We start from the raw sequence: 22579 nt of genomic DNA, 5'->3' as shown, positions 1-22579 counted from the left end.
CTTTGACGCGGTGCTATAGTGGTGATGATATGAATGTAAAAATAGGCAATCATAATATCAATTACATAGATGAAGGCAGCGGAACACTACTTGTTATGCTTCACGGTTGGGGTTCCAACATTGAGCTTTTTAACGGAGTTGTGAACTTTGCCAAGAAGGGATATCACGTTGTTGCGATGGATATGCCCGGATTTGGAAAAAGTGATGAACCTGCGGAGCCGATGAATGTCGATGCGTACGTTTCCTTTGTTCTTGATTTCATAAAAGAGCTTTATCCAAACGAAAAGGAGATAATATTCCTTGGTCATTCGATGGGCGGAAGGATAATAATCAAGCTTGCTTCCGGCATCAACGAGGGTAGGATAAAGACTGATTTTACCATTCCCAAGATCATACTTACGGATTCAGCGGGAGTTATTCCCGTTAAGACTGCCGCTCAGAAAAAGAGAAGCAGCAGATATAAGTTTTACAAAAACCTTATTACAAAGAGTGGCCTAATAAAGATATGGCCGGGCGCGATGGATAAGCTTCAGAAAAAGTTCGGAAGCGCCGATTATGCGGCGGCTTCACCTGTTATGAGAAAGAGCCTTGTAATGGCGGTTAACGAAGACATGACGCCTTACATGCCGGCTGTTACACAGCCCGTTCTTCTTATCTGGGGAGATGCGGACACGGCTACACCTCTTTCAGACGGAAAGAAGATGGAAGAGCTCATGCCGAATGCAGGGCTAGCTGTAATTAACGGAGCGGGCCACTATTCGTTCCTTGATAACTTGTACGCATATAACAAGATTTTGGGAAGCTTTTTGGGAATCAAGATGTAAGTAGAATTGAGGATAGATGATGAATATAGCGATCATTGTTTTGCTCGCCGTTTTATATATAGCGGCAGCAGTACTGGGACTGAGATATTACACGCACATGTTGCAGCTTTCAAGCTATCAGTTTCAGGGATATTTTAGATCTTTAAGGAATGCGATCACCAATCACGGGCCGATATACGCTGCATTGATGCCGTATATTCCAAAGCCCGCAAAGAAAAAGTTTGTAGTAACGGATAGGGTTAAGAGACTGTTTGTAACTTATGGTCTTATATTTGCTTTATTCCTTATCATCGGGGGAGTATGCGCAAAGTCTTCCGCAGGAAAGACCGTACTTCTGATATTACTCGGTGTTTACATCGTACTTCTTTCGCTTGTAGTGGCGCTTGCAAACTTTATAAACAAGCCTGTTGAGAAGAGAATCTCCAATTGGTTTATAGATGATGCAAAGCGCATCCTTAAGGAACACGAAGGCCTTAGGATAATCGGTATCACCGGAAGCTTTGGTAAGACAAGCGTTAAGTATTACCTGACCACTCTTTTGTCTGAGAAATACAGAGTGCTTATGACACCCGAGAGCTTTAACACGCCGATGGGAATCGTAAGGACTATAAGAGAAAAGATGCAGCCCACACATGAGATCTTTGTTTGTGAGATGGGCGCAAGACATCTTCATGATATAAAAGAGATAACGGATATCGTTCATCCCGATGACGGAATCCTCACATCAATAGGATATCAGCATCTTGAGACGTTCCATTCTCTTGAGAATATAGTAAGCACCAAATATGAGCTTTTGGACGCCGTAGAAGAAAAGGCGGCCGATAAAGTCGGTGAGCATCTTAAGTTCGTTAACGGCGATAATGAGATAATAAGAGCCAACATGAAATATAAAGATGCCATAACCTATGGCTTGTCTGAGGGAAATGACTTCAGAGCTACGGATATCAAGGTGACAAGTTCCGGAACGACATTTACGGTCACTGCTCCCGACGGAGAGAGCGGCGAGTTTAACACCAAGCTTGTAGGACGCCACAACGTAGAGAACATCATGGGAGCTATCGCTGCGGCATACAAGATGGGTGTTCCGATGAACAAGCTTAAGATGGGCGTAAGACGTATTCAGTCTGTTCCGCATAGACTTGAGCTTGTTAAGCATGGCGCGGTGTCAATATTGGATGACGCATATAATTCCAATCCAAACGGAGCCAAGGTTGCGCTTGAGACTCTTGATCTCTTCGAAGGCAAGGTGAAGATCCTTGTCACTCCCGGAATGGTTGAACTTGGAGAAAAAGAAGATGAGTACAACAAGGCTTTTGGCGAGCAGGCTGCCAAGGTGTGCGATTATATCATTCTTGTCGGAGAAGCAAATACAAAGGCTATCAAGAAGGGAGCTGAGGAAGCAGGTTTTTCTTCAGACAAGCTCTTTGTAAAGAATTCTCTTAATGAAGCAACAAAGCTTATGTATGAGCTTGAAGCGGGAAAAGAAAAGGTAATCCTTTTGGAGAACGATCTTCCTGATAACTATACATGATAATGGTGATTTGAGACGAAAGAGGACATACTATGAAACTTAAAGTAGCGGTTTTATTCGGCGGAAAAAGTACAGAACATGAGATTTCTATTATCTCTGCAATCCAGGCAATAGGAAGCATGAACAAGGATAAGTATGATATTATCCCTGTTTATATGACCAAGAACAACGATTTTTATGTGGGCGAGAGTATCGGAAACATCGAGGAATACACACATATTTCCGATCTTCTTAAAAAGAGCACACAGGTTATCTGGGTAAAAGAAAATGATAAGGTTTCTCTCGTTAGATACCCCATGAAAAAGTTCGGAAACAATGTCATTACAACTGTTGATGTTGCTTTCCCTATTGTTCACGGAACAAACGTTGAGGATGGAAATCTTCAGGGCTATCTTGCAACGATGGGACTTCCCGTTGTCGGATGTGATGTTCTTTCATCCGCAGTCGGAATGAACAAGTATGTTATGAAGACGGTGCTTAAGGACAACAATATTCCCGTTCTTGATTGTAAGTGCTACACATGGGTTGACTACGAGGACGTTGATGCACTTATAGCTAAGATAGAAGCAGCGTTTAAATATCCCGTTATCATAAAGCCCATCAATCTCGGATCAAGTATCGGAATCAAGAAGGCGTCTGACAGAGAGGGACTTGTTGAGGCGCTTGAGCTCGGATTTGAGTTTTCAAAAAAGATTCTTGTTGAGCCCGCAATAGAGAACCTCAAGGAGATCAACTGCTCGGTTCTTGGTGACTACGAAGAGGCTGAAGCTTCGGAGTGTGAGGAACCTATCAACTCGGATGAGATTCTTTCTTTTGAAGATAAGTATATCGGCGGAGCAAAGGGAAGTGCGAAGGGAGCCAAGTCATCAGGCAGTGAAGGAATGGCTTCTCTTAAGAGAAAGATCCCTGCCGATATATCCGATGAGATGAGAGACAAGATCAGAACAATGGCTGTCGACGCATTTAAGTGTCTTGGCTGCAGCGGTGTATCAAGAATAGATTTCATGATCGATATGGATAACAATAATGTTTACCTCAACGAGATAAACACAATTCCGGGATCTCTTGCATTCTATCTCTGGGAGCCACTTGGAATGAAGTACGAGCATCTTCTTGATAATATGATCGATCTCGCGCTTAAGGCAGACAGAGAAAATCACAAGGTTGTTTACTCATTCGAGACCAATGTACTTGAAGGAGTTAAGCTTGGCGGCGGATCAAAGGGTAGCAAGATGTGATCCGGTAAGCTTCAGAAAGATATAATAAAGGCGGACATGTAAACCAGTTACATGTCCGCTTAAATGATTAATTATTATTTGCTTAATTGCAGTTATTACTTTTCGTTTTTAACATAAGTCTTTTCGATTATGTTCTTTACATAAACGTCGATATTCTTCTGATCCTCTTTTTCCAGCTCATTTAAATAGATTGGAGGACAATACTCGATCGTAACGGAAGTAGCCTTTAGGAATGGCATATGATTTTCGAAGATGTCTCTTGAGTGATTGATTACAACAGGTACAATGGGACATCCGGACTTCTGCGCGATCTTAAAGCTTCCTTTGTGGAAGTCAAGGAGCGGAGCATCCGTTGTATTTCTCGTTCCTTCAGGGAAGATAAAGATTGAGATGCCGTTTTTAACCTTATCGATCGCGGAAAGAACCATCTCAAGACCTTTTCTTAAATCTTTTCTGTCAAGGAACAGGCAATCAAGGAATACCATCCAGAAACCGAGGATCGGAACCTTTTTAATGACATCCTTGGAGATAAAGCCTGTAGGGCCGGGAACTCTGGGATAGGTAAGAACAATGTCGAAGTAGCTTCTGTGGTTACCTACATAGAGAACAGCTTTGTCCTTAGGTACGTTTTCTTCACCGATAACAGTCTGCTTGATACCGCAGATAAATATGATGCATCTAAAAGCCCAACCTACAATTGCAAGTGAGGCTGTCTTTACAAGCTGTGGATTAAATTTCTTTATAATCAGCAAAACAAGCTGGATCGGAATGCTGAAAATAAGAAATATAACAATAAATAAAAGCGTTAAAACTAAGCGAATCATTTAGACCTCTTTTCCTGATATTATTTTCCAAAAGCTATTTTACCACATATTTTAATGCCATTATCTATTAAATTGTCGTATAATGGGGCAGGAGAAAAAAGTGTTGGTTGAATCTTGTATGATTCATTAGATAAATATTGGAGACAGTGCATGTTAATTATTAGAAACGGATTTTTGATAGATCCCGGATCAGAAGTTTCCGGAGTAAAAGACATAGTGATCGACAATGGGAAGATAACTACAATAGCTGATCCCGGAAGTGATCATGTAGCCGATCTTTTGAATGATGGCAGAAATGAAGTTATAGATGCTTCGGGTCTGATCGTAACGGCAGGCCTTGTCGATGCACATGTTCATTTCAGAGATCCGGGGGCAACTTACAAGGAAGATATCTATACCGGAGCAGAGGCGGCCAAAAGAGGCGGCTTTACCACAGTAGTCATGATGGGAAATACCAATCCTCATATGGACAATGTGGATACGCTTAAGTATGTTCTTGATAAAGGTAAGGAAACCGGAATAAATGTTTATACTTGCGGCAATGTTACTAAGGACATGGAGGGAAAAGAGCTTACCGATATGAGTAAACTAATAGAAGCGGGAGCAGTTCTTTTTACTGATGATGGCAAACCCATAACGGATGCAAAACTCATGGAAAGGGCATGTGAGAAGGCTTGCAAGTATGACAAGGTTATAAGTCTTCACGAGGAAGATCCTGCGTATATTTCTGATAATGGAATTAATGCCGGAGTTGTTGCCAAGAAGCTGGGCATTAAGGGGTCACCCAGAGATGCAGAGATAGTTATGGTCAAAAGAGATATCGAGATCGCGGAGAGAACCGGAGCCAAGATCACTGTTCAGCATATAAGTGCTGCGGAGTCCGTAGAACTTATAAGAGAGGCCAAAAAGAGAGGTGTGTTAGTATACGCTGAGGCAACACCTCACCACTTTACGCTTACGGAGGAAGCAGTTCTTGAGCATGGAACGCTTGCCAAGATGAATCCGCCCCTGCGACTTGAAAGTGACAGGCAGGCCATAATTCAAGGTCTTAAAGACGGCACTATAGAGACAATTGCAACAGATCATGCTCCCCATTCCAAGGAAGAAAAAGAAAGACAGATCACAGCCGCACCGAGCGGTATAACAGGACTTGAGACATCTCTTTCGCTTGGAATAAGAGAGATTGTTGATAAAGGATATATGAGTCTTTTGGGATTACTTAAGAAGATGACGATCAATCCTGCCAAGATCTATGGGCTGGATGCCGGAGAAGTAAAGGAAGGCGGAAGGGGAGATCTTGTCATCTTTTCCAAGGATGAGATGTGGACGTTTGACAAGAGCGTATCCAAGGCGACCAATACACCGTTCCTTGGAGAGACACTTCCGGGAAAGATCTATTACACGATATGCGGTGGGGAAATAGTTTATAAGGCGTGATAAGAGCTTTATATAAAAATGCTAAAAAGGAGAGGAAAGATGAAAAGAAAATTAGTGGCAATGATGATGCTGTGCGTAGTTTTGACAGGATGCCAGTCAGGACTTTCATCTATTGATGATAAGACAGACGGTAACGTCGCAGCAAACGAAGATCCGACTATCGATGTTGAGGGCAGTGATGCAGGCAGCGACAATGCTGCATCAGAAGATGTCGCAAAGGAAGATAAGGCAGGAAACGGTTCTGGAAGTTATGACTCACTTATATCTGAGATAAAAGAAGCTGTAGAAAAGGGCGACATCAGCGCATTGGATGTTTCTGCAAGCACTCAGATAAAGGCCGGTGAGATGGAAATGGATACTGATGTGAGATACGGTTATCTTAAAAAGGATCTTGACGGCGATGGTACAGATGAGCTTATTCTCGGATCGACTAATTATATTGTTGATACCAATCTTCAGGCTAGAGGAAGATATAATTCAGTTATCTACGATATTTTTACTCTTAAAGACGGTAATCCTGAGCACGTAATAAAGTGCGAAGGCTATGACAGATATTATTTCGGAACAGACGGAACTATCATCAAAGAAGAAGGAAATCTGAATTCAGATACAACAATTGCTGTTGCTACATTTAATAATTTCAATAAGGATAAGCTTGAAGTTGTAGAAGGGATCAGATATGACCTGCCGGGAGATGATGTGGTATACTATCGCTCCGACAGTGATCCTACAGCAGACAATGCGGAGAAGATCACATACGATAAGTGGAAAGAGATCATAGATAAGCATGGCTATGAGTTCACTGAATTCACACCGTTTGTTGAGCCTGCTGCGCCTACCAAGAAAGCTACCGTATACGTTAGAACGTTTGAGGAAGATTATTTGGACAGCGCGATCCAGTATAAGTGGAGAGAGTACAAAAAGTACTATGACGATCACACCGGCTTTGACAATACCGGCAATGATCCTTTAGGTGAGTTTTCAAGTTACGATGAGGAAGCGATTGATGACCTTATAAGTAATGGATTCGTCGAAGAGAAATAATGCATTCTTGCAATTAAGATATTAAGGAGAAATCTGATGGCTAACAAGATGAAAAAAGAAGCAAAGGTACTTAGCTGCGGGCTTCTTGCCGATGGCATATACGAGCTGTGGCTTGAGACACCTTTTGCAAAAGACGTTGTTCCGGGGCAGTTTGTGGGTGTATACCCCGTAAATAAAGCAACTCTTTTACCCAGACCGATAAGCGTATGCGAGGTTGATGCCGAAAGATCGGCGATACGACTTGTGTATAGAGTTGTCGGAAGCGGAACGGCGGAGTTTTCACTTTACCGGCCAGATGATTATATTATGATACTTGGACCTCTCGGCAACGGATTTCCTCTTGATAAGGCAAATGGAAAAAATGTTGTTGTCATGGGCGGAGGAATCGGTGTTCCGCCGCTTCTTGAGACGGCCAAGCGACTTACGGATGCCAAAGTAAGCGCTGTTATGGGATACAGAAACAGCGAGACATTCCTTTCCGATGAATTTGAAAAGTATTCAGATATGTATATTGCAACAGAAGACGGCAGTGTCGGAACAAATGGAAATGTTATAGATGCTCTAAAAGCCAATGACATTAAGTGCGATGTTATTTTCGCCTGCGGACCGATGCCGATGCTAAGAGCGATCAAGGCTTATGCCGGAGAGATCGGAGCCAAGGCGTATCTTTCTCTTGAAGAGAGAATGGCCTGCGGAGTGGGCGCGTGCCTTGGATGCATAACCAAGACAAAAGAGATTGATGACCACTCGCGCGTTCATAACGCAAGGATTTGTACCGACGGTCCCGTATTTGATGCTGACGATTTGGAGATGTGATATATGAATACAAAAGTTAAGATAGCAGGTGTAGAATTTAAAAATCCCGTTATGACGGCTTCCGGAACATTCGGATCGGGAATGGAGTATTCGGAATTTGTAGACCTTAATAAGCTAGGCGCTGTTGTGACCAAGGGCGTTGCCAATGTGCCATGGCCCGGAAATCCGACACCGAGAGTTGCCGAAGTATACGGCGGAATGCTCAATGCGATCGGTCTTCAGAATCCGGGAATCGATGTGTTTATTGACAGAGATCTGAGTTTTTTGTCCAAATATGACACCAAAGTCATTGTCAACGTATGCGGTAAGTCGGTTGAGGACTATCTAGAGGTTGTTGAAAGACTCGGCGATCAGAAGGTAGACATGCTTGAGATCAACGTTTCATGCCCCAATGTTAAAGAGGGAGCTATTGCTTTCGGTCAGAACAAGGATGCTCTTTATGACATCACAAAGAGGATAAAAGAAAAGGCTAAGCAGCCCATTATCATGAAGCTCAGCCCCAATGTAACAAGCATTGCCGAGATGGCAAAAGCTGCCGAGGCAGCAGGTGCCGATGCAATTTCGCTTATAAATACGATCACGGGAATGAAGATTGATATTTATAAGAGGCAGTTCGCTCTAGCAAACAAGACAGGCGGAATGTCGGGTCCCGCGATCAAACCCGTCGCCGTAAGGATGGTATATGAGGCGGCTCACGCCGTTAATATTCCTATAATCGGAATGGGCGGAATAGCAAATGCCGAGGATGCGATAGAGTTTATAATGGCGGGAGCGACAGCAATTGCAGTCGGAGCAATGAATTTCCATGATCCTTATACAACGGAAAAGGTTGTAGAGGGAATAGAAGAGTACATGAAGAAATGTAATGTACAGGATATTAATGAGATAAGAGGTATTGTTTGATCCTTTACTGAAAGATCAAGATATTGAAATTTTTATATTTGCGCAACGTAAAAGGAAGAGTCTTTTCAGGCTCTTCCTTTTGTTACTAGCAACGATTATTCTGTCTCTGTTTTTCCGGTAAGCTCGTCAAATCCTTTCATTACTGCGTCAAAGGTGCGCTTTGAGATTTCGGGAAGCTCGCCTCCCCATGTCTTTTCCGCCTGCGCATAACCCTTTTCAAAAGCAGCTCTCATTTTTTCAAGCTTCTCCGGATCGTCTCCGGCAAGAGTTTTGGCAAAGTCGAGGATACGCTCGGAGGTCTGTTGTACGCCCCAATATCCGTCCTCGGCGATGTCTGCCTCAGCCTGAGCCTTGGTAGCCGCATCTACGGTGAAATCACCTTTTGCAAGGAATTTCCAAATAGAATCCTCATCATTTTCATTGTTTGCAATGCCGTATGCCTTTGCCTGTTTGCCCATCATCTTCTGGACAATATCCAGCAACTGCTGCTGGCGTGCTGCAACATCGGCTTGCATCTGTTTAATGATCTTGGTTCTGTCTGTGTTCTGGGAAGAGGATGCTTGTTTTTCATCAGACTTCTCATACACAGCCGCAGCTTGGGCTTTCTCCTGTACTTCATTGTCTTTCTTCTTCTCCTCAACGGAGGAAGGATTGATCGTTGAAGCATAGGTGGTTGCGATGTTGTTAGTAACCTCGGTAAGTCCGTTTACGCCCATAGTGAACTCCTTTTCCGCGACAGGATACTAAATACCGCGCTGAAACGAAACTATAGTTTACCTATCTGTCTTATCGGCTATTTTATCAAATAATTTAGCGATAAAATAATAAATTTTTATAAACTTTCTTATCTGCTATAATAACCTTGTCGGGAAGCGAAAAAAGGCTTTTTGACAGCTGAAAAATGAGGTAAATAGTGATGAAAACAGAAAGAAAAGCTTATGCAAAAATAAATCTGGGACTGGATGTTGTGGGTACACGTAATGACGGATACCATATCGTGCGTATGATAATGCAAAACGTTGATATTTATGACACGCTTACCTTTGAAGAAAATGAAAGCGGCGAAGTAATTCTTACCGCTCCCGGAAGTAATCTTCCTCTTGGAAAAGATAATCTGATCTGCAAAGTTGCTTATCAGCTCAAGGAAAAATATGGGATAAATAAAGGAGTAAATATAGAGCTTATTAAAAGAATCCCCGTAGCAGCCGGAATGGCGGGCGGAAGCACCGACGCTGCAGCGGCGTATCTTGCTCTTAACGAGCTCTGGGGGCTTGGCCTCAGTAATAATGAGCTTTGTGAGCTCGCGGTTAAGCTCGGAGCGGATATTCCCTACTGTATAATCGGAGGAACGGCTCTTGCCGAGGGAATAGGTGAGGAGCTTACGGTGATCAAGGATATGCCAAGCTGTCATATCGTAGTTGCCAAGCCTGAGATCGGCGTTTCAACCCCTTGGGTGTATAAGGAACTGGATAAAAAAGGAATAGATGTTCATCCTGATATAGACGGTGTAAAAAGCGCTATAGAAGCCGGGGATGTTCATAAGATCTGTGATCTTATAGGCAACGTTCTTGAGCCTGTAACGGCAGGAGAACACGAAGTTATAGGTAAATTGGAGAAGATCATGGAAGATAACGGCGCGATCAGAGCATTTATGACTGGAAGCGGCCCGACAGTCTTTGGTATTTTTGATGATAAGGAAACGGCGGAAGGAGCTTATAAGGCTGTCGAAGAGAGCGGGCTTGCTCCGCAGCTGTTTGTAACAACGCCGATAAATCCCGGGCAGAATAAGTAATAAGTGCTCGAGGCTGAATATATAGTAGAATTGGATGATTTTTATGAAGAAAAAAGTAGAAGTAAATGTGACCGGCATCCACAACAGACAGGGAGAGCCGGAAGAAAAGATAAATACTGTATCAGAGGGAGTTTACGAGGTCACTTCAGACGGAACAGGGATCATCGAATATAAAGAAGTGCAGGAAGCGGACGGACACAGGTTTGTTTTCCATAACAAGGCAATTATCTCGCCTGACAAGAAGATGCTCGAAGTTCAAAGAGGCGGATCGATGAGTACAGGCCTTGTATTTAGTGAAGGTAAGGACCACGAGACCGAGTATAACACCCCTTACGGCAAGATGTTTATGAACGTGATCACGAAGAGCCTTGCATTTGAAGAGGGAGATGTTGGGGAGATCAAGGCTGTCGCCGAGTACGCGATTAAGATGGGGGATGAGATTGTTTCAGATTCGGTGATAACCATAGAAACCAAAAAACGGAAATAAAAAAAGGGATGTCGTACCAAACTTGGTATGACATCCCTTCTTAGATTCAAATAATTATTTAACCATCTTGGCGCCGGCTTTTTCCTGTGCCTTTGCGAGAAGGCCTTTGAAGAAGCCTTTCTTTTTCTCGGTAACAACGGTTTTGCCGTGAAGACCCTTAACCTCAGTTACATAGATACCACTGACGGTAGCCTTAACTTCTTTTTTGACGGGAACGGATTCGTAAATCTTCTCGTCGCAGATAAGGCTCATAACCCTGTTTCCGACCCTGACTTTAAGGATGGGAAGCTTGGATCTTCTAAGAAGCTTGGGGGTCTGCTCGATAACCGACTGAGGAAGACCGGATTCGTTAAGCTTCATTCTCTTTTTATCAATAATAAGCATAGCAACGGTCTGCTTCATGGCGTCGAGCTGAACCTGCTGCTCTGCCTGTCTTTTTTCGGCTTTTTTACCGACTATTATAAGCGCAACAATGAGCGCAACCAAAATAACCGCAATTACGATAGTAACGATAAGTGCTGTACTCAATTTTCAATCCTCCAAAACACAAATTGTAGCAAGAAGTATTGTAGCATTCTTTGTGGCGTTAGGCAAATAAATACTTTAATCATTTTGCAAGGTGTGGTAGTATAAAAAATATTGTTTTTAAGATATTGCATTAATAAGGAGTAGATTATGAATAAGAAAATTGCATTGGTTTTAGCCGGCGTTTTGATGGCTTCTTCTTTGTCTGCATGTAACGGTGCAAAGAAAAATAATGCGACTGAGGCAGAAAGTGCTTCGGCATCATCGGCTTCATCCGAGGACGATGTTGCTTCAACGATGGCTATTTTCAAGGATATAGACAAGCTTGAGACTATCACACTTAATGATATCAATCCTGAGGAGTATGTAGAACTCGGTGAGTACAAGGGTATTACGATAGAAATTGCTCCCGCAACCGTAACAGATGAGCAGGTTGAGGAATATATCAACAATCTTGCACTCAGTTCACCGCTTATGACTGAGATTACAGACAGAGCGGTTGAGAGCGGCGATGTTGCAAACATTGATTTTGAGGGTAGATACGCTGATACAGAAGAGGTTTTTGAAGGCGGAACGGCTCAGGGATATGACCTTGAGATCGGCTCAGGATCTTTTATCCCCGGATTTGAGGACGGAGTTATCGGAATGGGAGTCGGAGAGAGCAAAGATATCAATCTTACATTCCCTGAAGATTATGCAGCAGCCAATCTCGCAGGTAAGGAAGTTATCTTCAAGGTCACAGTAAATAAGATTTCTCAGAAATCAACCGATATCACCGATGAGTGGGCTAAGAGCCTTGCAATGACCGGTGTTACTGATCTTGAGAGTCTTAAAAAGAACGTAAGAGAGAACCTTCAGAAGACAGCAGATTCCGAATATGACGATCAGCTCAGAGAAGCAATCCTTACTAATGTTTTTGATAACAGCACATTTAAGGATATTCCCGAGAAGCTTTATAACAGATTTTTCATTGAAGAGAGAGATGTGATAAACAGCTATGTCAATACTTACTTTATGTATACAGGACAGCAGGCTACAGCAGAAGATCTTGTAAACATGATGATGCAGAACCAAGGCGCCACAGGTTCACCTGAAGATTTCATCAAGAATCTGGTAAAAGACAACGCCAATAAGTTTATCATGCTCGCAGCAATTGCCAAGAAAGAGGGCTTGGAAGTTACAGACGAAGATATTGATAATTATCTCAAAGAGTCATACGGTGACGGTTCCAATAACGCTTACAGCACATATGAGGAATTCAAAGAGAAAGTTGATATTGAGGTTTGCAGAGAAGGCCTTATGGCAGAGAAAGTTATGGGATTCTTAAAAGACAACGCCAATGTGGTGGAGCCTGTTGAGAAATGATTTGATTAGGGAGGATGCTATGGAACAACTTACAGATATCAGAGCATTATTTGTAGAACAGGATAAATACGCAGGGCAGAAGGTTACAGTAGGTGGTTGGATCAGAAGTATTCGTGATTCAAAGGCTATAGGATTTATTGTTCTTAACGACGGAACTTATTTTAAGCCCTTGCAGATCGTATATTCGGATGCACTTTCCAACTTTGCTGAGATCAGCAAGTTGAATGTAGGAGCAGCGGTTATCGCTACAGGAACAATTGTTGCTACTCCCGGAGCAAAGCAGCCTTTCGAAATGCAGGCAGAAGCAGTTGAGATCGAGGGAGCTTCTACTTCGGATTATCCTCTTCAGAAGAAGAGACATACTCTTGAGTTCCTTAGAACAATTCCTCATCTTCGTGCAAGAACCAACACTTTTGAGGCAGTATTCAAGGTACGTTCTGTTGCCGCATATGCTATTCACTCCTTCTTCCAGGAGAGAAACTTTGTATATGTTCACACTCCCCTTATCACAGGAAGTGACTGTGAAGGTGCAGGAGAGATGTTCCAGGTAACAACACTTGACCTTAACAATGTTCCGAAGACCGAGGACGGAGGAGTTGATTTCTCCAAGGACTTCTTTGGAAAGCCCGTTAACCTTACAGTTAGCGGACAGCTTAACGTAGAGACTTATGCTTTTGCATTTAAGAACGTTTATACATTCGGACCCACATTCCGTGCAGAGAACTCCAACACAACAAGGCATGCAGCTGAGTTCTGGATGATCGAGCCTGAGATGTGCTTTGCGGATCTTAAGGATGATTGCGACACAGCTGAAGCTATGCTTAAGTATGTTATCAATTATGTTCTTGAGCATTGCCCTGAGGAGATGGCGTTCTTCAACGAATTTATCGATAAGGGTCTGATCGACAGACTCAACAACGTAGTAAACAACGAATTCGGACGTATCACATATACAGAGGCAATTGATATCCTTTCCAAGAACAATGATAAGTTCGACTACAAGGTATCTTGGGGCTGCGATCTTCAGACCGAGCACGAGAGATTCCTTACAGAGGAAGTATTCAAAAAGCCTGTATTCGTAACTGATTATCCCAAGGAGATCAAGGCGTTCTACATGAAGCTCAATCCCGACGGAAAGACTGTTGCGGCAGCGGATTGTCTTGTTCCCGGAATCGGAGAGATCATCGGCGGAAGCCAGAGAGAAGACGATCTTGCAATCCTTGAGAAGCGTATGGACGAGCTTGGAATGAAGAAGGATGAGTATCAGTTCTATCTTGATCTGAGAAAGTACGGAAGCGTTCGCCACGCAGGATTCGGACTTGGATTTGAGCGTTGCGTAATGTACCTCACAGGTATGGGCAACATCAGAGACGTTGAGTCCTTCCCGAGAACTGTAGGAAATTGCGATCTGTAATTGACGGATTGGCGAAATTTCTTTTGCCGCGTCAACATGTTATTATAGATATATAGAGTTTTGAATAATAAAGGACAAGGAGGATGAAATGAAAAAAAGAAATACTTTTTTTGCAATAATTCTTTCCTTAGTCCTTAGTATGCTGGTGGTGACCCCTGTCCGGGCTACCACCAGTTCTGATTTACAGGAAAAACAGGACAAGCTTGAAAAGGAAGAGCAGGAGCTTAAGAATCAAAAGAAAGAGCTGGAGAAGCAAAAGAAAGAGAGTCAGAAGGGGCTTGACGGTGCCAACAGTAGGATCGGTTCGATCTCAGAGGCACAGGGCGAAACTCAGGAAGCTATAGATGAGACCAACTCTGAGTTAGTTGCTATCATGGCTGATATAGAGATGATAAAAGAGGATATTGCCAAGAAGCAGGCTGAGATTGATGTAAAACAAAAAGAGTATGAGGACGCCAAGCAGAAAGAAGAGACTCTTTATCAAGCGATGGTTCAGAGAATCAAGTTTATGTACGAGAAAGGAAACTTATCGTATGTGCAGATTCTTTTGACTGCTACCAGTTATGCGGATGCGCTTAACAAAGCTCAGTATGTTGAAGAGCTTTATGAATATGACAGGACCAAGCTTTCGGAATATGTAGAAGCCAAGGAAACAGCCAAGACCATCAAGGAGCAGCTCGAGGTTGAGAAGGGAGAGCTTGAGACTTCGCAGTTTGAGCTTGAAGAAGAGCAGACATATATGGAAGAGCTTCTTGCGAAGTACAAGGCTACCTATGCGGACTATGAGGTTAAGCTTGCCAAGGCTAAGCAGGACGCTGCAGTTTACACGGCGCAGATAAAGAGCCAGCAGTCAGGTATGGCAAGCCTTCAGAAGCAGATAGAATCCAAGCAAAAAGAAGTTGATGAAGCAAGAAAGGCCACACAGGCAGCGCGCGATGCAGAAGAAGCCGAAAGAAACAGCTACGCTTCGGGCGATTCCGGCGGATCGGGTTCGGGAGGATCCGGTGGATCAGGAGGCTCAGGTAATTCAGGCGGTTCGGGTGGCTCCAAGAGCTATGCTCCGGCGGGAAGTGCTTCGGGCTCCAATGTTGCCAATTATGCGTGTCAGTTTGTGGGCAATCCTTATGTTTCCGGTGGAACGAGTCTTACGGACGGAGCGGATTGTTCAGGATTTGTATATTCTGTTTATAAGGCATTTGGAATATCGGTTCCCAGAACATCGTGGGAGCAGAGCGCATACGGTAGAGAAGTATCGTATAGCGAGGCACAGCCCGGTGATGTTATCTACTATGGCGGACACGTTGGAATCTATATAGGCGGTGGACAGATAGTTCACGCAAGTACGCAGAAGACGGGTATTAAGTACAGTTCTGCGATGTACAGACCGATTATATGTGTCAGAAGATATCTGTAAGGGTATTCGAGATATCTTTTAACAAGATATCTGTGTAATATGTTGTTTGGAATTATACAGTAGTGTATAATCGTACAGAATTAATATATAGACGAATAGTTTTTCGGGAGGAATCAATGACTGCAGAAGAAAAGGTTATAGTTCTTGATTTCGGCGGACAGTACAATCAGCTGGTAGCTCGCCGCGTCAGAGAATGCAATGTCTATTGTGAGATCTATTCATATCGCACTCCGATTGAGCAGATCAAGGCAATGGCACCCAAGGGAATCATCTTAACCGGAGGCCCCAATTCTTGTTATGAAGAGGGCGCACCCACATACACCAAGGAGCTTTTTGAACTTGGTATTCCCGTGCTTGGTCTTTGCTACGGTGCACAGCTTATGATGCACGTACTTGGTGGAAAGGTTGAGAAGGCACCGGTAAGAGAATACGGTAAGACACAGACATTTATAGATGGCTCCAAGGATGCTCTTTTTGCAGGAGTTGAAGATGACACTATCGTATGGATGAGCCATTTTGATTACATCAGTAAGGTCGCACCCGGATTTGACATTATTGCTCATACCGCGGACTGTCCTGTTGCCGCAGCAGCTTGTGAAGATAAGAAGCTGTACGCAATTCAGTTCCATCCCGAAGTATTACATACAGTAAGAGGAAAAGAGATTCTCCATAACTTCGTAAGAGGTATCTGCCAGACTGCAGGTACATGGAGAATGGATTCCTTCGTTGAGAACACTATTAAAGAAATCAAGGCAAAAGTCGGAGACGGCAAGGTTTTACTTGCTCTCTCAGGTGGTGTTGATTCATCGGTTCTTGCCGCTTTACTTGCTAAGGCGATCGGTAAGCAGCTCACATGCGTATTTGTAGATCACGGACTTCTTCGTAAGAACGAAGGCGACGAGGTTGAAGGCGTATTCGGCGAGAAAGGCAACTTTGATATTAACTTTATCCGCGTAAATGCGGCTGAGAGATATTATGCTAAGCTTGCGGGAGTAGAAGAGCCCGAGCGCAAGCGTAAGATCATCGGAGAAGAGTTTATCCGTGTGTTTGAGGAAGAGGCCAAGAAGATTGGCGCAGTTGACTTCCTTGCACAGGGAACAATATATCCCGACGTTGTTGAATCGGGACTTGGCGGCGAGTCAGCAGTAATCAAGTCACATCACAATGTTGGCGGACTTCCTGATTTCGTAGATTTCAAGGAGATCATCGAGCCCTTAAAGACATTGTTCAAGGACGAGGTTCGTAAGGCAGGACTTGAGCTCGGACTTCCCGAGTATCTTGTATTCCGTCAGCCCTTCCCCGGCCCCGGACTTGGAATCCGTATCATCGGAGAAGTTACAGCCGAGAAGGTCAGAATCGTTCAGGACGCTGATTTCATCTACAGAGAAGAGATTGCTGCAGCAGGACTTTCCAAGCTCCCTGATCAGTATTTTGCAGCACTATCAAATATGCGCTCCGTCGGAGTTATGGGTGACGAGCGTACCTACGACTACGCAATTGTTCTTCGCGCAGTAGAGACAGTAGACTTCATGACCGCCGAGGCATCAGAGCTTCCTTTTGATGTCCTCCAGAAAGTTATGAGCAGGATCATAAATGAGGTTAAAGGCGTTAACCGCGTAATGTATGACCTCACATCCAAGCCGCCGGGAACGGTAGAGCTTGAGTAATACCAGCATTCTTGCAAAGCTAGTATTTACAAGGCTTTGAGAGGTGTATGGAAGTGTAGTGACAATAAAAAGACAATACACTTTGAAAATTTGGTGTTATTTTAGAGTAAATAGCAAAGTTTAAATCAGATCATAAAATGAGCCGTAGTGAATGTATTCAATACATTTGCTACGGCTTTTTTGTATGATTATTTATTTGACTTGACTAAATGTTTAAAACCTTCCTTTTTTTGGAAGGATTTTATTTTTGTATATTGGGTTAATATTAAAATCCTATACGGATATTTCAAAGGGCTCTAAAAATTTTTCTCCGAAAGATAAGGCATTAACACAAAGGATTGTTGATATTTTTCACTCCTTGTCACACATTAAACACTATTTACCTATTTTCTCCACATTTTCTACTGACTTTTAAGTCAATACTTGTTATACTTTTATTGACTTAAAAGTCAATAGGATAGAAATGGAGGTGAGTAATAATGGCTCGTAAGAGTAATAATACTGAATTTATCGGCGAATATGAAATTGCAGATCATAAAATTATGACGATGGAGGAAGAAAAGCGTGAACGCCTTATCATGGAAGCCCTGAAAGAGTTTTCCAAAGGCTATGCGTATGCCAATATGGACGAGATCGTCAAGCGTGCCGGAATATCAAAAGGATTGCTGTTTCACTATTTCGGTACTAAAAAGGGGGTGTTCCTGTTTCTTCTGAAATATACCTTAAACATTGTCAACACAAAGTTTGAAGAGATTGTTTTGGAAAAAAACGACTTCCTTCAAAACATCTGGCAAGCGTCAAAAATGGAACTAGATTTAAGCTTTGAACAGCCGTATGTCATGGACTTTTTGGTTAAAGCGGCTTTTTCATTAAAAGAGGTTTTTCCGGAGGGGTTGCCCAAAGATGTACCTGATTTGACCGCCGGCATATTGTTGGATCGGATTGTGAAAAACGCTGACAGGTCATTGCTTAGGTCGGACATCGATGCTGAAAAGGCACAAAAAATTATCTTATGGACGATGGACGGTTTTATGAATAGCTTGCTGGCCTGCGGAGGTGATATTGAGAATTACAAGTCTCATTATGACCAGTGCATGAAAGAATTTGAGGGATATCTCCAATTGCTTCGTAAGCTGTTGTATCAATAATTTAAAGAAAGGTAGGTTTGATTATGAGTAAAAATATAATTGAGATTGATAATCTCTCAAAGTTCTACGGCAAGCAAAGAGGCATCGAGGATGTGACTTTTTCGGTTGAAGAGGGCGAAATTTTCGGCTTTATAGGGCCAAACGGCGCTGGGAAATCCACCACCATCCGTACTCTGCTGGCGTTGATTTACCCCACTTCGGGAAGTGCCAAAATCTTTGGAAAGGATTGTATTAAAGAAGCGCCTTCCATTGCACAGGATGTGGGCTACCTTCCGTCAGAAACATTTTTTTATGAAGGCATGACGGTCAAGGATTTATTAAATTACGCTGCGACGCTGTACAGAAAGGATTGTTCTAAACGAATTGCAGAACTCAGCGAAAGATTGAAGCTTGATACCAGCCGAAAAATTCGTGATCTGTCCTTCGGAAACAAGAAAAAAGTTGGAATTGTCGCGGGGTTGCTCCATTCTCCCAGACTTGTTATTTTGGATGAGCCGACCAGCGGACTTGATCCTCTGATGCAGCAGACTTTTTTTGATATACTTCGAGAGGAAAACAATAAAGGTGTTACCATCCTGTTTTCTTCTCACATTCTCAGTGAAGTGCAAAAGATGTGCAACCGAATCGCTATCCTCAAAGAAGGAAAAGTAATCAGCCTGCAAAACATCCATGAGCTGCGGGCTGATGCTTACAAAAAAGTCCATCTTAGTGTGGAAAGTAATATTTCAGACCGTTCTTTATCCTTGGATGGGATTACAAAGTATGAGAAAAATGGTGGTGAAATTAGTTTTATCTATAAAGGCAGCGTCAACCGCTTGATCGATGCCATTCAACCGTTAAAAGCAACTGATATTTTGATTGAAGAGCCGTCTCTTGAAGAAATCTTCATGCATTACTACCAGTAAAGGAGGGAAGCAAATGGGTATCTTTCGATTTGAAATGAAACAATACAAAGGTTCTGTAATTGCTTGGTCTATTGGGATTTCCGCCGCAATCCTTGCGCTGCTATCTGTGTCTGCCGCGTTTACGGAAGATCCGTCCTCTATAGCTCTGCTGGAAGGCAATGCTTTTTTAGAGGCGATGGGGGTAAACCCCGAAACATTTTTCACCGGCATGGGCATCTATGGTGTCTATGGTAGCTTTGCGCTGTTGGCAGGAGCAATCCAGGCAATAAATTTAGGACTTTCCATCATCACCAAGGAACATATGCAGAATACCGCTGATTTCTTAATGACCAAGCCTTACACAAGAAAGCGCGTTTATCTGTCTAAGCTGGCGGCGGCGTGCTGCTGTCTGCTTATTACCGCCATCTGCTATTTTGCAGCATCGTTGTGGGCGGTTAGAGCAATACCAGGTCAGAGCTTTTCATTTACAATATTCTTTCAGCTCTATTTGCTATTTCCTCTCCTGCAGCTATTCTTTCTGCTGTTGGGCATGGCAATAGGGGTGTTGTTATCAAGGATTGGCTCCACCCTGCCCCTTGCGTTGGGTATTTCCTTTGGATTTTATCTCATCGGTATGTATTCCAGCGTAGTACAAAGCCAGGTAGCAAGATTATTTTCGCCCTTCAAATATTTTAACGTCAACATCATTCAGGCATCGGGCGGCTATGAAACAGGATACTTGATTTTGTACCTTGCCCTGCTCACGACATTTTTGATTTCAGGTTATACGATTTTTGTAAGAAAAGACATGAAAATGGTTCTGTAAAGGGGGAAAGTCAATGACAGCAATTATATTTAGAGAGTTAAAGGATAACAGAAAAGGTTTTTTGATTTGGGTGGTAGCAATGCTTGGTCTGGTTGCGATCGCCGCAGGAGAATATCCGGTGGTGGTAGAGTCGGGAGATGCTATTATGGCTCTGCTTGAAACAATACCCCGTATCATGTTGATTGCCTATGGAATGGTCGGAATGGAAACAATCCCCATAAATTCCCCGCTGGGATACTATCTCGGCATGTATATGTGGTGTTCCCTTGTGGCTTTTACCCATGCGGCGGTTTTGGGAACAACTATAATCGCCAAGGAAGAACGAAACAGAACAGCAGAGTTTATTTTTACAAAGCCGTATCCCCGTAAAACCATCATTAAAGGTAAAATCATAGCGGCTGTCCTGAATGTTGCGGCTATGACCTTGACCGCAATCATTGCTAACATCGGGATGCTGGCTACCCAAGCGAAAGGGGAAAGCATTTTAGGCGCAATCGGGATTACCATGCTGGCTATGTTTTTAATACAAGTGTTGTTTTTGTCGGTGGGCATGCTGCTTGCGGCAAGATGCAAAAGCAATAAGAGGGCGCTTTCAATATCGGTACTCTTCGTCTTAACCTCTTATGTACTCATGGTGATCATCGAATATGTTGGAACCGTTGATTTTTTAGGCTTTCTAACGCCCTTCCTCTATTTTCCGGGAGCGGCATTGGTGGAAAAAGGGTTTAACATATTCTACATTCTTCTTACCATTATCATTGCTGCAGTGTCATGTCATTTCACGCTTTCTATGTATCAGAGGCGTGATTTGCATAACTGATATAGAAAATATGTGTAATAAGCAAAATGTGGTTGTAACAGAAAAGAATGACATTGACTTTGAAAGCGTAGCACCGTATTTGATGGATTTTAAGGTGAAAAAGGTATAGAATTAACAATGAAGGAAATAATACTATAGTTTGATAACAGTCCCGTGATAACAATTTGATAACATTAGCTGATACAGTCCGTGTGATATGGACAGCTGAAACCAAATGAAATCAAATCGTAACAGAGAACCCTAACAAAAATGTTTAAGGTACAGGTTAAGTTAGGGAGATGGAATAATTAACGAGTGTTATTGTATTAGGCCCTGGAAGCGCATATACGCGACTTCTAGGGCTCTGTTGTTATACTGGCTGGATTCGTCAGAGTCTAATCCTTAAGGCATAACCGTATGGAAATCCATACGGTTAGAAATCTCTTTACTTTTTTTCTGTGTTGTTATATATTGTCACTTGTATTTCAAGATAGTTCTTTTCAAAGTTTGTTTTGAAATGGCTGTTCTTTCTGGGACAGCTTGGTAAATCCCAAAATAATAGATAAAGAAGGGGCAAAAGACGGCTTACGTGAGCAGTGGCTTTTTTGAGCTACTATTCGCGTAGTGACATGCATGATATTTATGGCATCTACGTGAGATGTTGCTCTTGATTCTTGTGGTCCACGTAGAAATAAGTAGATATCTGGAAAATTTACGTTAGGAAGGGCTGGTTAACAAGAGTGTATCACGTAGAATGCCTGAATATCAGTGCAGCACTACGTGATAATAGTCAAAAGATAAAGTAGAGTCACGTAGATCTGAAAAAAGGAGTTTGTTGATGCAGGATTACAAGGAAAAATTGGAAAAACAAATACAGGAGATAGATGCTCTAATAACCCAAATTGATAAGAATGCGTTAAGGGTAAAAAGCTTGAGCAATTGTGGTATTGCAATAAGTAAGAGTAACGGGAAAGACCAGTATTACTGGGTAGACAAGCTCGCACAAAAGCGGAAGTATGCGAGAATCGAAGAAATGGACAAGCTGAAGAAGGTGGCACAGCGAGATTATGAAATGCTACTTAAAAAGAAACTAGTAAAAATCAGAAATAATATTTGGGAGTTTTTAAAGCTCTATGATATAAAGTCACTTGAAAATGTGTATATGGGCATGGCAGATGCAAGGAAAAAGCTTGTTACACCAATCATTGAACCTCTGGAAATATATGTTGAGAATTGGAAAAAAGAAATCTACGAGCCTATGGGAATTAATGAAAGTGTTACAGAGTTTTTTTCAAACAATGGAATAAGGGTAAGATCAAAATCTGAGCTGATAATAGCCAATATGCTGGAACAAAGTGACATTCCATACAGATATGAATACCCACTTGCACTTAAGGGCATGGGAGCAGTAAGACCAGATTTTACATGCCTTAATATCAGAACTAGAAAGGAATATATCTGGGAACATTTTGGAATGATGGATAACATAGCTTATGCAAACAAGAATATAGTTAAGATAGAGGCATATGAGCAAAGTGGATATTTTCTGGGGAAAAATATGATCATGACATTTGAGACTTCTCAACATGCCATCAGTTCTAATATAATAAAGGCTATGATTAAAGAATATCTAGTTTAGCA

The 22579-nt window shown here is 42.5% G+C and carries 21 protein-coding genes; 18 read left to right on the top strand and 3 right to left on the bottom strand.

From position 1 onward, the window contains the following. The first annotated feature begins 29 nt into the window (after positions 1-29). From D6853_RS12640 to D6853_RS12630, 3 genes are read left to right on the top strand one after another with little or no spacing between them, the layout of a single operon-like run. The gene (locus D6853_RS12640) at positions 30-824 is read left to right on the top strand and encodes an alpha/beta fold hydrolase (RefSeq protein ID WP_120658374.1); all 795 of its coding nucleotides are present in this window, start codon (positions 30-32) and stop codon (positions 822-824) included. Between the two features lie 16 nt (positions 825-840). Continuing rightward, positions 841-2355: a Mur ligase family protein gene (locus D6853_RS12635; protein WP_243108353.1), complete on the top strand. Its 1515-nt coding sequence runs from the start codon at positions 841-843 to the stop codon at positions 2353-2355. 32 nt (positions 2356-2387) lie between these two features. Further along, positions 2388-3593, top strand: a complete 1206-nt coding sequence (locus tag D6853_RS12630; protein WP_120658373.1) for a D-alanine--D-alanine ligase family protein — start codon at positions 2388-2390, stop codon at positions 3591-3593. Between the two features lie 95 nt (positions 3594-3688). Here the strand turns inward: D6853_RS12630 and D6853_RS12625 are convergent, their stop codons facing one another. Next, a complete protein-coding gene (locus tag D6853_RS12625; protein ID WP_120658372.1) occupies positions 3689-4417 on the bottom strand; it encodes a lysophospholipid acyltransferase family protein in 729 nt (242 codons plus the stop codon). 150 nt (positions 4418-4567) lie between these two features. Here D6853_RS12625 and D6853_RS12620 point away from each other — a divergent pair, with 150 nt between their 5' ends. The 4 genes from D6853_RS12620 to D6853_RS12605 are packed head-to-tail and all read left to right on the top strand — an operon-like array spanning position 4568 to position 8617. Then, positions 4568-5854, top strand: a complete 1287-nt coding sequence (locus D6853_RS12620) for a dihydroorotase (RefSeq protein WP_120658371.1) — start codon at positions 4568-4570, stop codon at positions 5852-5854. 39 nt (positions 5855-5893) lie between these two features. Continuing rightward, positions 5894-6898 carry a hypothetical protein gene (locus tag D6853_RS12615; RefSeq protein ID WP_120658370.1) on the top strand — a complete coding sequence of 335 codons (1005 nt, stop codon included), beginning with the start codon at positions 5894-5896 and terminating at the stop codon, positions 6896-6898. Positions 6899-6934: 36 nt separating this feature from the next. Then, positions 6935-7714 carry a dihydroorotate dehydrogenase electron transfer subunit gene (locus tag D6853_RS12610; protein ID WP_120658369.1) on the top strand — a complete coding sequence of 260 codons (780 nt, stop codon included), beginning with the start codon at positions 6935-6937 and terminating at the stop codon, positions 7712-7714. A gap of 3 nt (positions 7715-7717) precedes the next feature. Further along, positions 7718-8617 carry a dihydroorotate dehydrogenase gene (locus tag D6853_RS12605; RefSeq protein WP_120658368.1) on the top strand — a complete coding sequence of 300 codons (900 nt, stop codon included), beginning with the start codon at positions 7718-7720 and terminating at the stop codon, positions 8615-8617. 95 nt (positions 8618-8712) lie between these two features. On the opposite strand, the gene D6853_RS12600 is transcribed toward D6853_RS12605, so the two are convergent. Next, positions 8713-9333, bottom strand: coding sequence for a hypothetical protein (locus D6853_RS12600; RefSeq protein WP_120658367.1), 621 nt, complete (start codon positions 9331-9333; stop codon positions 8713-8715). A 200-nt stretch (positions 9334-9533) separates the two neighbouring features. Between D6853_RS12600 and ispE the strand changes: the two genes are divergently transcribed. Both ispE and D6853_RS12590 read left to right on the top strand, forming a co-directional pair. Next, the gene (gene ispE / locus D6853_RS12595; protein ID WP_120658366.1) at positions 9534-10409 is read left to right on the top strand and encodes a 4-(cytidine 5'-diphospho)-2-C-methyl-D-erythritol kinase; all 876 of its coding nucleotides are present in this window, start codon (positions 9534-9536) and stop codon (positions 10407-10409) included. A gap of 43 nt (positions 10410-10452) precedes the next feature. Then, the gene (locus tag D6853_RS12590) at positions 10453-10896 is read left to right on the top strand and encodes a DUF1934 domain-containing protein (RefSeq protein WP_158588749.1); all 444 of its coding nucleotides are present in this window, start codon (positions 10453-10455) and stop codon (positions 10894-10896) included. A gap of 54 nt (positions 10897-10950) precedes the next feature. Here the strand turns inward: D6853_RS12590 and D6853_RS12585 are convergent, their stop codons facing one another. Further along, positions 10951-11424, bottom strand: coding sequence for a hypothetical protein (locus tag D6853_RS12585; protein ID WP_120658364.1), 474 nt, complete (start codon positions 11422-11424; stop codon positions 10951-10953). A gap of 147 nt (positions 11425-11571) precedes the next feature. Here D6853_RS12585 and tig point away from each other — a divergent pair, with 147 nt between their 5' ends. The 9 genes from tig (at position 11572) to D6853_RS12540 (ending at position 22577) form a co-directional block, all read left to right on the top strand. After that, on the top strand, positions 11572-12786 hold the full coding sequence (gene tig, locus D6853_RS12580; protein ID WP_120658363.1) for a trigger factor: 1215 nt from the start codon (positions 11572-11574) through the stop codon (positions 12784-12786). Between the two features lie 19 nt (positions 12787-12805). Further along, on the top strand, positions 12806-14200 hold the full coding sequence (gene asnS / locus D6853_RS12575) for an asparagine--tRNA ligase (protein ID WP_120658362.1): 1395 nt from the start codon (positions 12806-12808) through the stop codon (positions 14198-14200). An 88-nt stretch (positions 14201-14288) separates the two neighbouring features. Continuing rightward, the gene (locus D6853_RS12570) at positions 14289-15614 is read left to right on the top strand and encodes a C40 family peptidase (RefSeq protein WP_120658361.1); all 1326 of its coding nucleotides are present in this window, start codon (positions 14289-14291) and stop codon (positions 15612-15614) included. A gap of 116 nt (positions 15615-15730) precedes the next feature. Further along, positions 15731-17281, top strand: a complete 1551-nt coding sequence (gene guaA / locus D6853_RS12565) for a glutamine-hydrolyzing GMP synthase (protein WP_120658360.1) — start codon at positions 15731-15733, stop codon at positions 17279-17281. Between the two features lie 479 nt (positions 17282-17760). Further along, a complete protein-coding gene (locus D6853_RS12560; protein WP_120658359.1) occupies positions 17761-18429 on the top strand; it encodes a TetR/AcrR family transcriptional regulator in 669 nt (222 codons plus the stop codon). A 23-nt stretch (positions 18430-18452) separates the two neighbouring features. Then, positions 18453-19334 carry an ABC transporter ATP-binding protein gene (locus D6853_RS12555; RefSeq protein ID WP_120658358.1) on the top strand — a complete coding sequence of 294 codons (882 nt, stop codon included), beginning with the start codon at positions 18453-18455 and terminating at the stop codon, positions 19332-19334. A 13-nt stretch (positions 19335-19347) separates the two neighbouring features. Further along, positions 19348-20139: an ABC transporter permease subunit gene (locus D6853_RS12550; protein ID WP_120658357.1), complete on the top strand. Its 792-nt coding sequence runs from the start codon at positions 19348-19350 to the stop codon at positions 20137-20139. A 13-nt stretch (positions 20140-20152) separates the two neighbouring features. Further along, a complete protein-coding gene (locus D6853_RS12545) occupies positions 20153-20959 on the top strand; it encodes an ABC transporter permease subunit (protein WP_120658356.1) in 807 nt (268 codons plus the stop codon). A gap of 817 nt (positions 20960-21776) precedes the next feature. Beyond that, on the top strand, positions 21777-22577 hold the full coding sequence (locus tag D6853_RS12540; protein ID WP_120658355.1) for a hypothetical protein: 801 nt from the start codon (positions 21777-21779) through the stop codon (positions 22575-22577). Positions 22578-22579: the final 2 nt, after the last annotated feature.

It is taken from the genome of Butyrivibrio sp. X503, assembly GCF_003625475.1.
GTDB lineage: Bacteria > Bacillota > Clostridia > Lachnospirales > Lachnospiraceae > Butyrivibrio.
Note: the sequence above shows the minus strand (reverse complement) of the source record. Positions and strands in the feature narration are given on the sequence as shown.

Bases quoted from the DNA above. Each gene is read 5' to 3' on its own strand.
- D6853_RS12640 (WP_120658374.1), top strand. From the start codon at position 30: ATGAATGTAAAAATAGGCAATCATAATATCAATTACATAGATGAAGGC.
- D6853_RS12635 (WP_243108353.1), top strand. From the start codon at position 841: ATGATGAATATAGCGATCATTGTTTTGCTCGCCGTTTTATATATAGCG.
- D6853_RS12630 (WP_120658373.1), top strand. From the start codon at position 2,388: ATGAAACTTAAAGTAGCGGTTTTATTCGGCGGAAAAAGTACAGAACAT.
- D6853_RS12625 (WP_120658372.1), bottom strand. From the start codon at position 4,417: ATGATTCGCTTAGTTTTAACGCTTTTATTTATTGTTATATTTCTTATT.
- D6853_RS12620 (WP_120658371.1), top strand. From the start codon at position 4,568: ATGTTAATTATTAGAAACGGATTTTTGATAGATCCCGGATCAGAAGTT.
- D6853_RS12615 (WP_120658370.1), top strand. From the start codon at position 5,894: ATGAAAAGAAAATTAGTGGCAATGATGATGCTGTGCGTAGTTTTGACA.
- D6853_RS12610 (WP_120658369.1), top strand. From the start codon at position 6,935: ATGGCTAACAAGATGAAAAAAGAAGCAAAGGTACTTAGCTGCGGGCTT.
- D6853_RS12605 (WP_120658368.1), top strand. From the start codon at position 7,718: ATGAATACAAAAGTTAAGATAGCAGGTGTAGAATTTAAAAATCCCGTT.
- D6853_RS12600 (WP_120658367.1), bottom strand. From the start codon at position 9,333: ATGGGCGTAAACGGACTTACCGAGGTTACTAACAACATCGCAACCACC.
- ispE (WP_120658366.1), top strand. From the start codon at position 9,534: ATGAAAACAGAAAGAAAAGCTTATGCAAAAATAAATCTGGGACTGGAT.
- D6853_RS12590 (WP_158588749.1), top strand. From the start codon at position 10,453: ATGAAGAAAAAAGTAGAAGTAAATGTGACCGGCATCCACAACAGACAG.
- tig (WP_120658363.1), top strand. From the start codon at position 11,572: ATGAATAAGAAAATTGCATTGGTTTTAGCCGGCGTTTTGATGGCTTCT.
- asnS (WP_120658362.1), top strand. From the start codon at position 12,806: ATGGAACAACTTACAGATATCAGAGCATTATTTGTAGAACAGGATAAA.
- D6853_RS12570 (WP_120658361.1), top strand. From the start codon at position 14,289: ATGAAAAAAAGAAATACTTTTTTTGCAATAATTCTTTCCTTAGTCCTT.
- guaA (WP_120658360.1), top strand. From the start codon at position 15,731: ATGACTGCAGAAGAAAAGGTTATAGTTCTTGATTTCGGCGGACAGTAC.
- D6853_RS12560 (WP_120658359.1), top strand. From the start codon at position 17,761: ATGGCTCGTAAGAGTAATAATACTGAATTTATCGGCGAATATGAAATT.
- D6853_RS12555 (WP_120658358.1), top strand. From the start codon at position 18,453: ATGAGTAAAAATATAATTGAGATTGATAATCTCTCAAAGTTCTACGGC.
- D6853_RS12550 (WP_120658357.1), top strand. From the start codon at position 19,348: ATGGGTATCTTTCGATTTGAAATGAAACAATACAAAGGTTCTGTAATT.
- D6853_RS12545 (WP_120658356.1), top strand. From the start codon at position 20,153: ATGACAGCAATTATATTTAGAGAGTTAAAGGATAACAGAAAAGGTTTT.
- D6853_RS12540 (WP_120658355.1), top strand. From the start codon at position 21,777: ATGCAGGATTACAAGGAAAAATTGGAAAAACAAATACAGGAGATAGAT.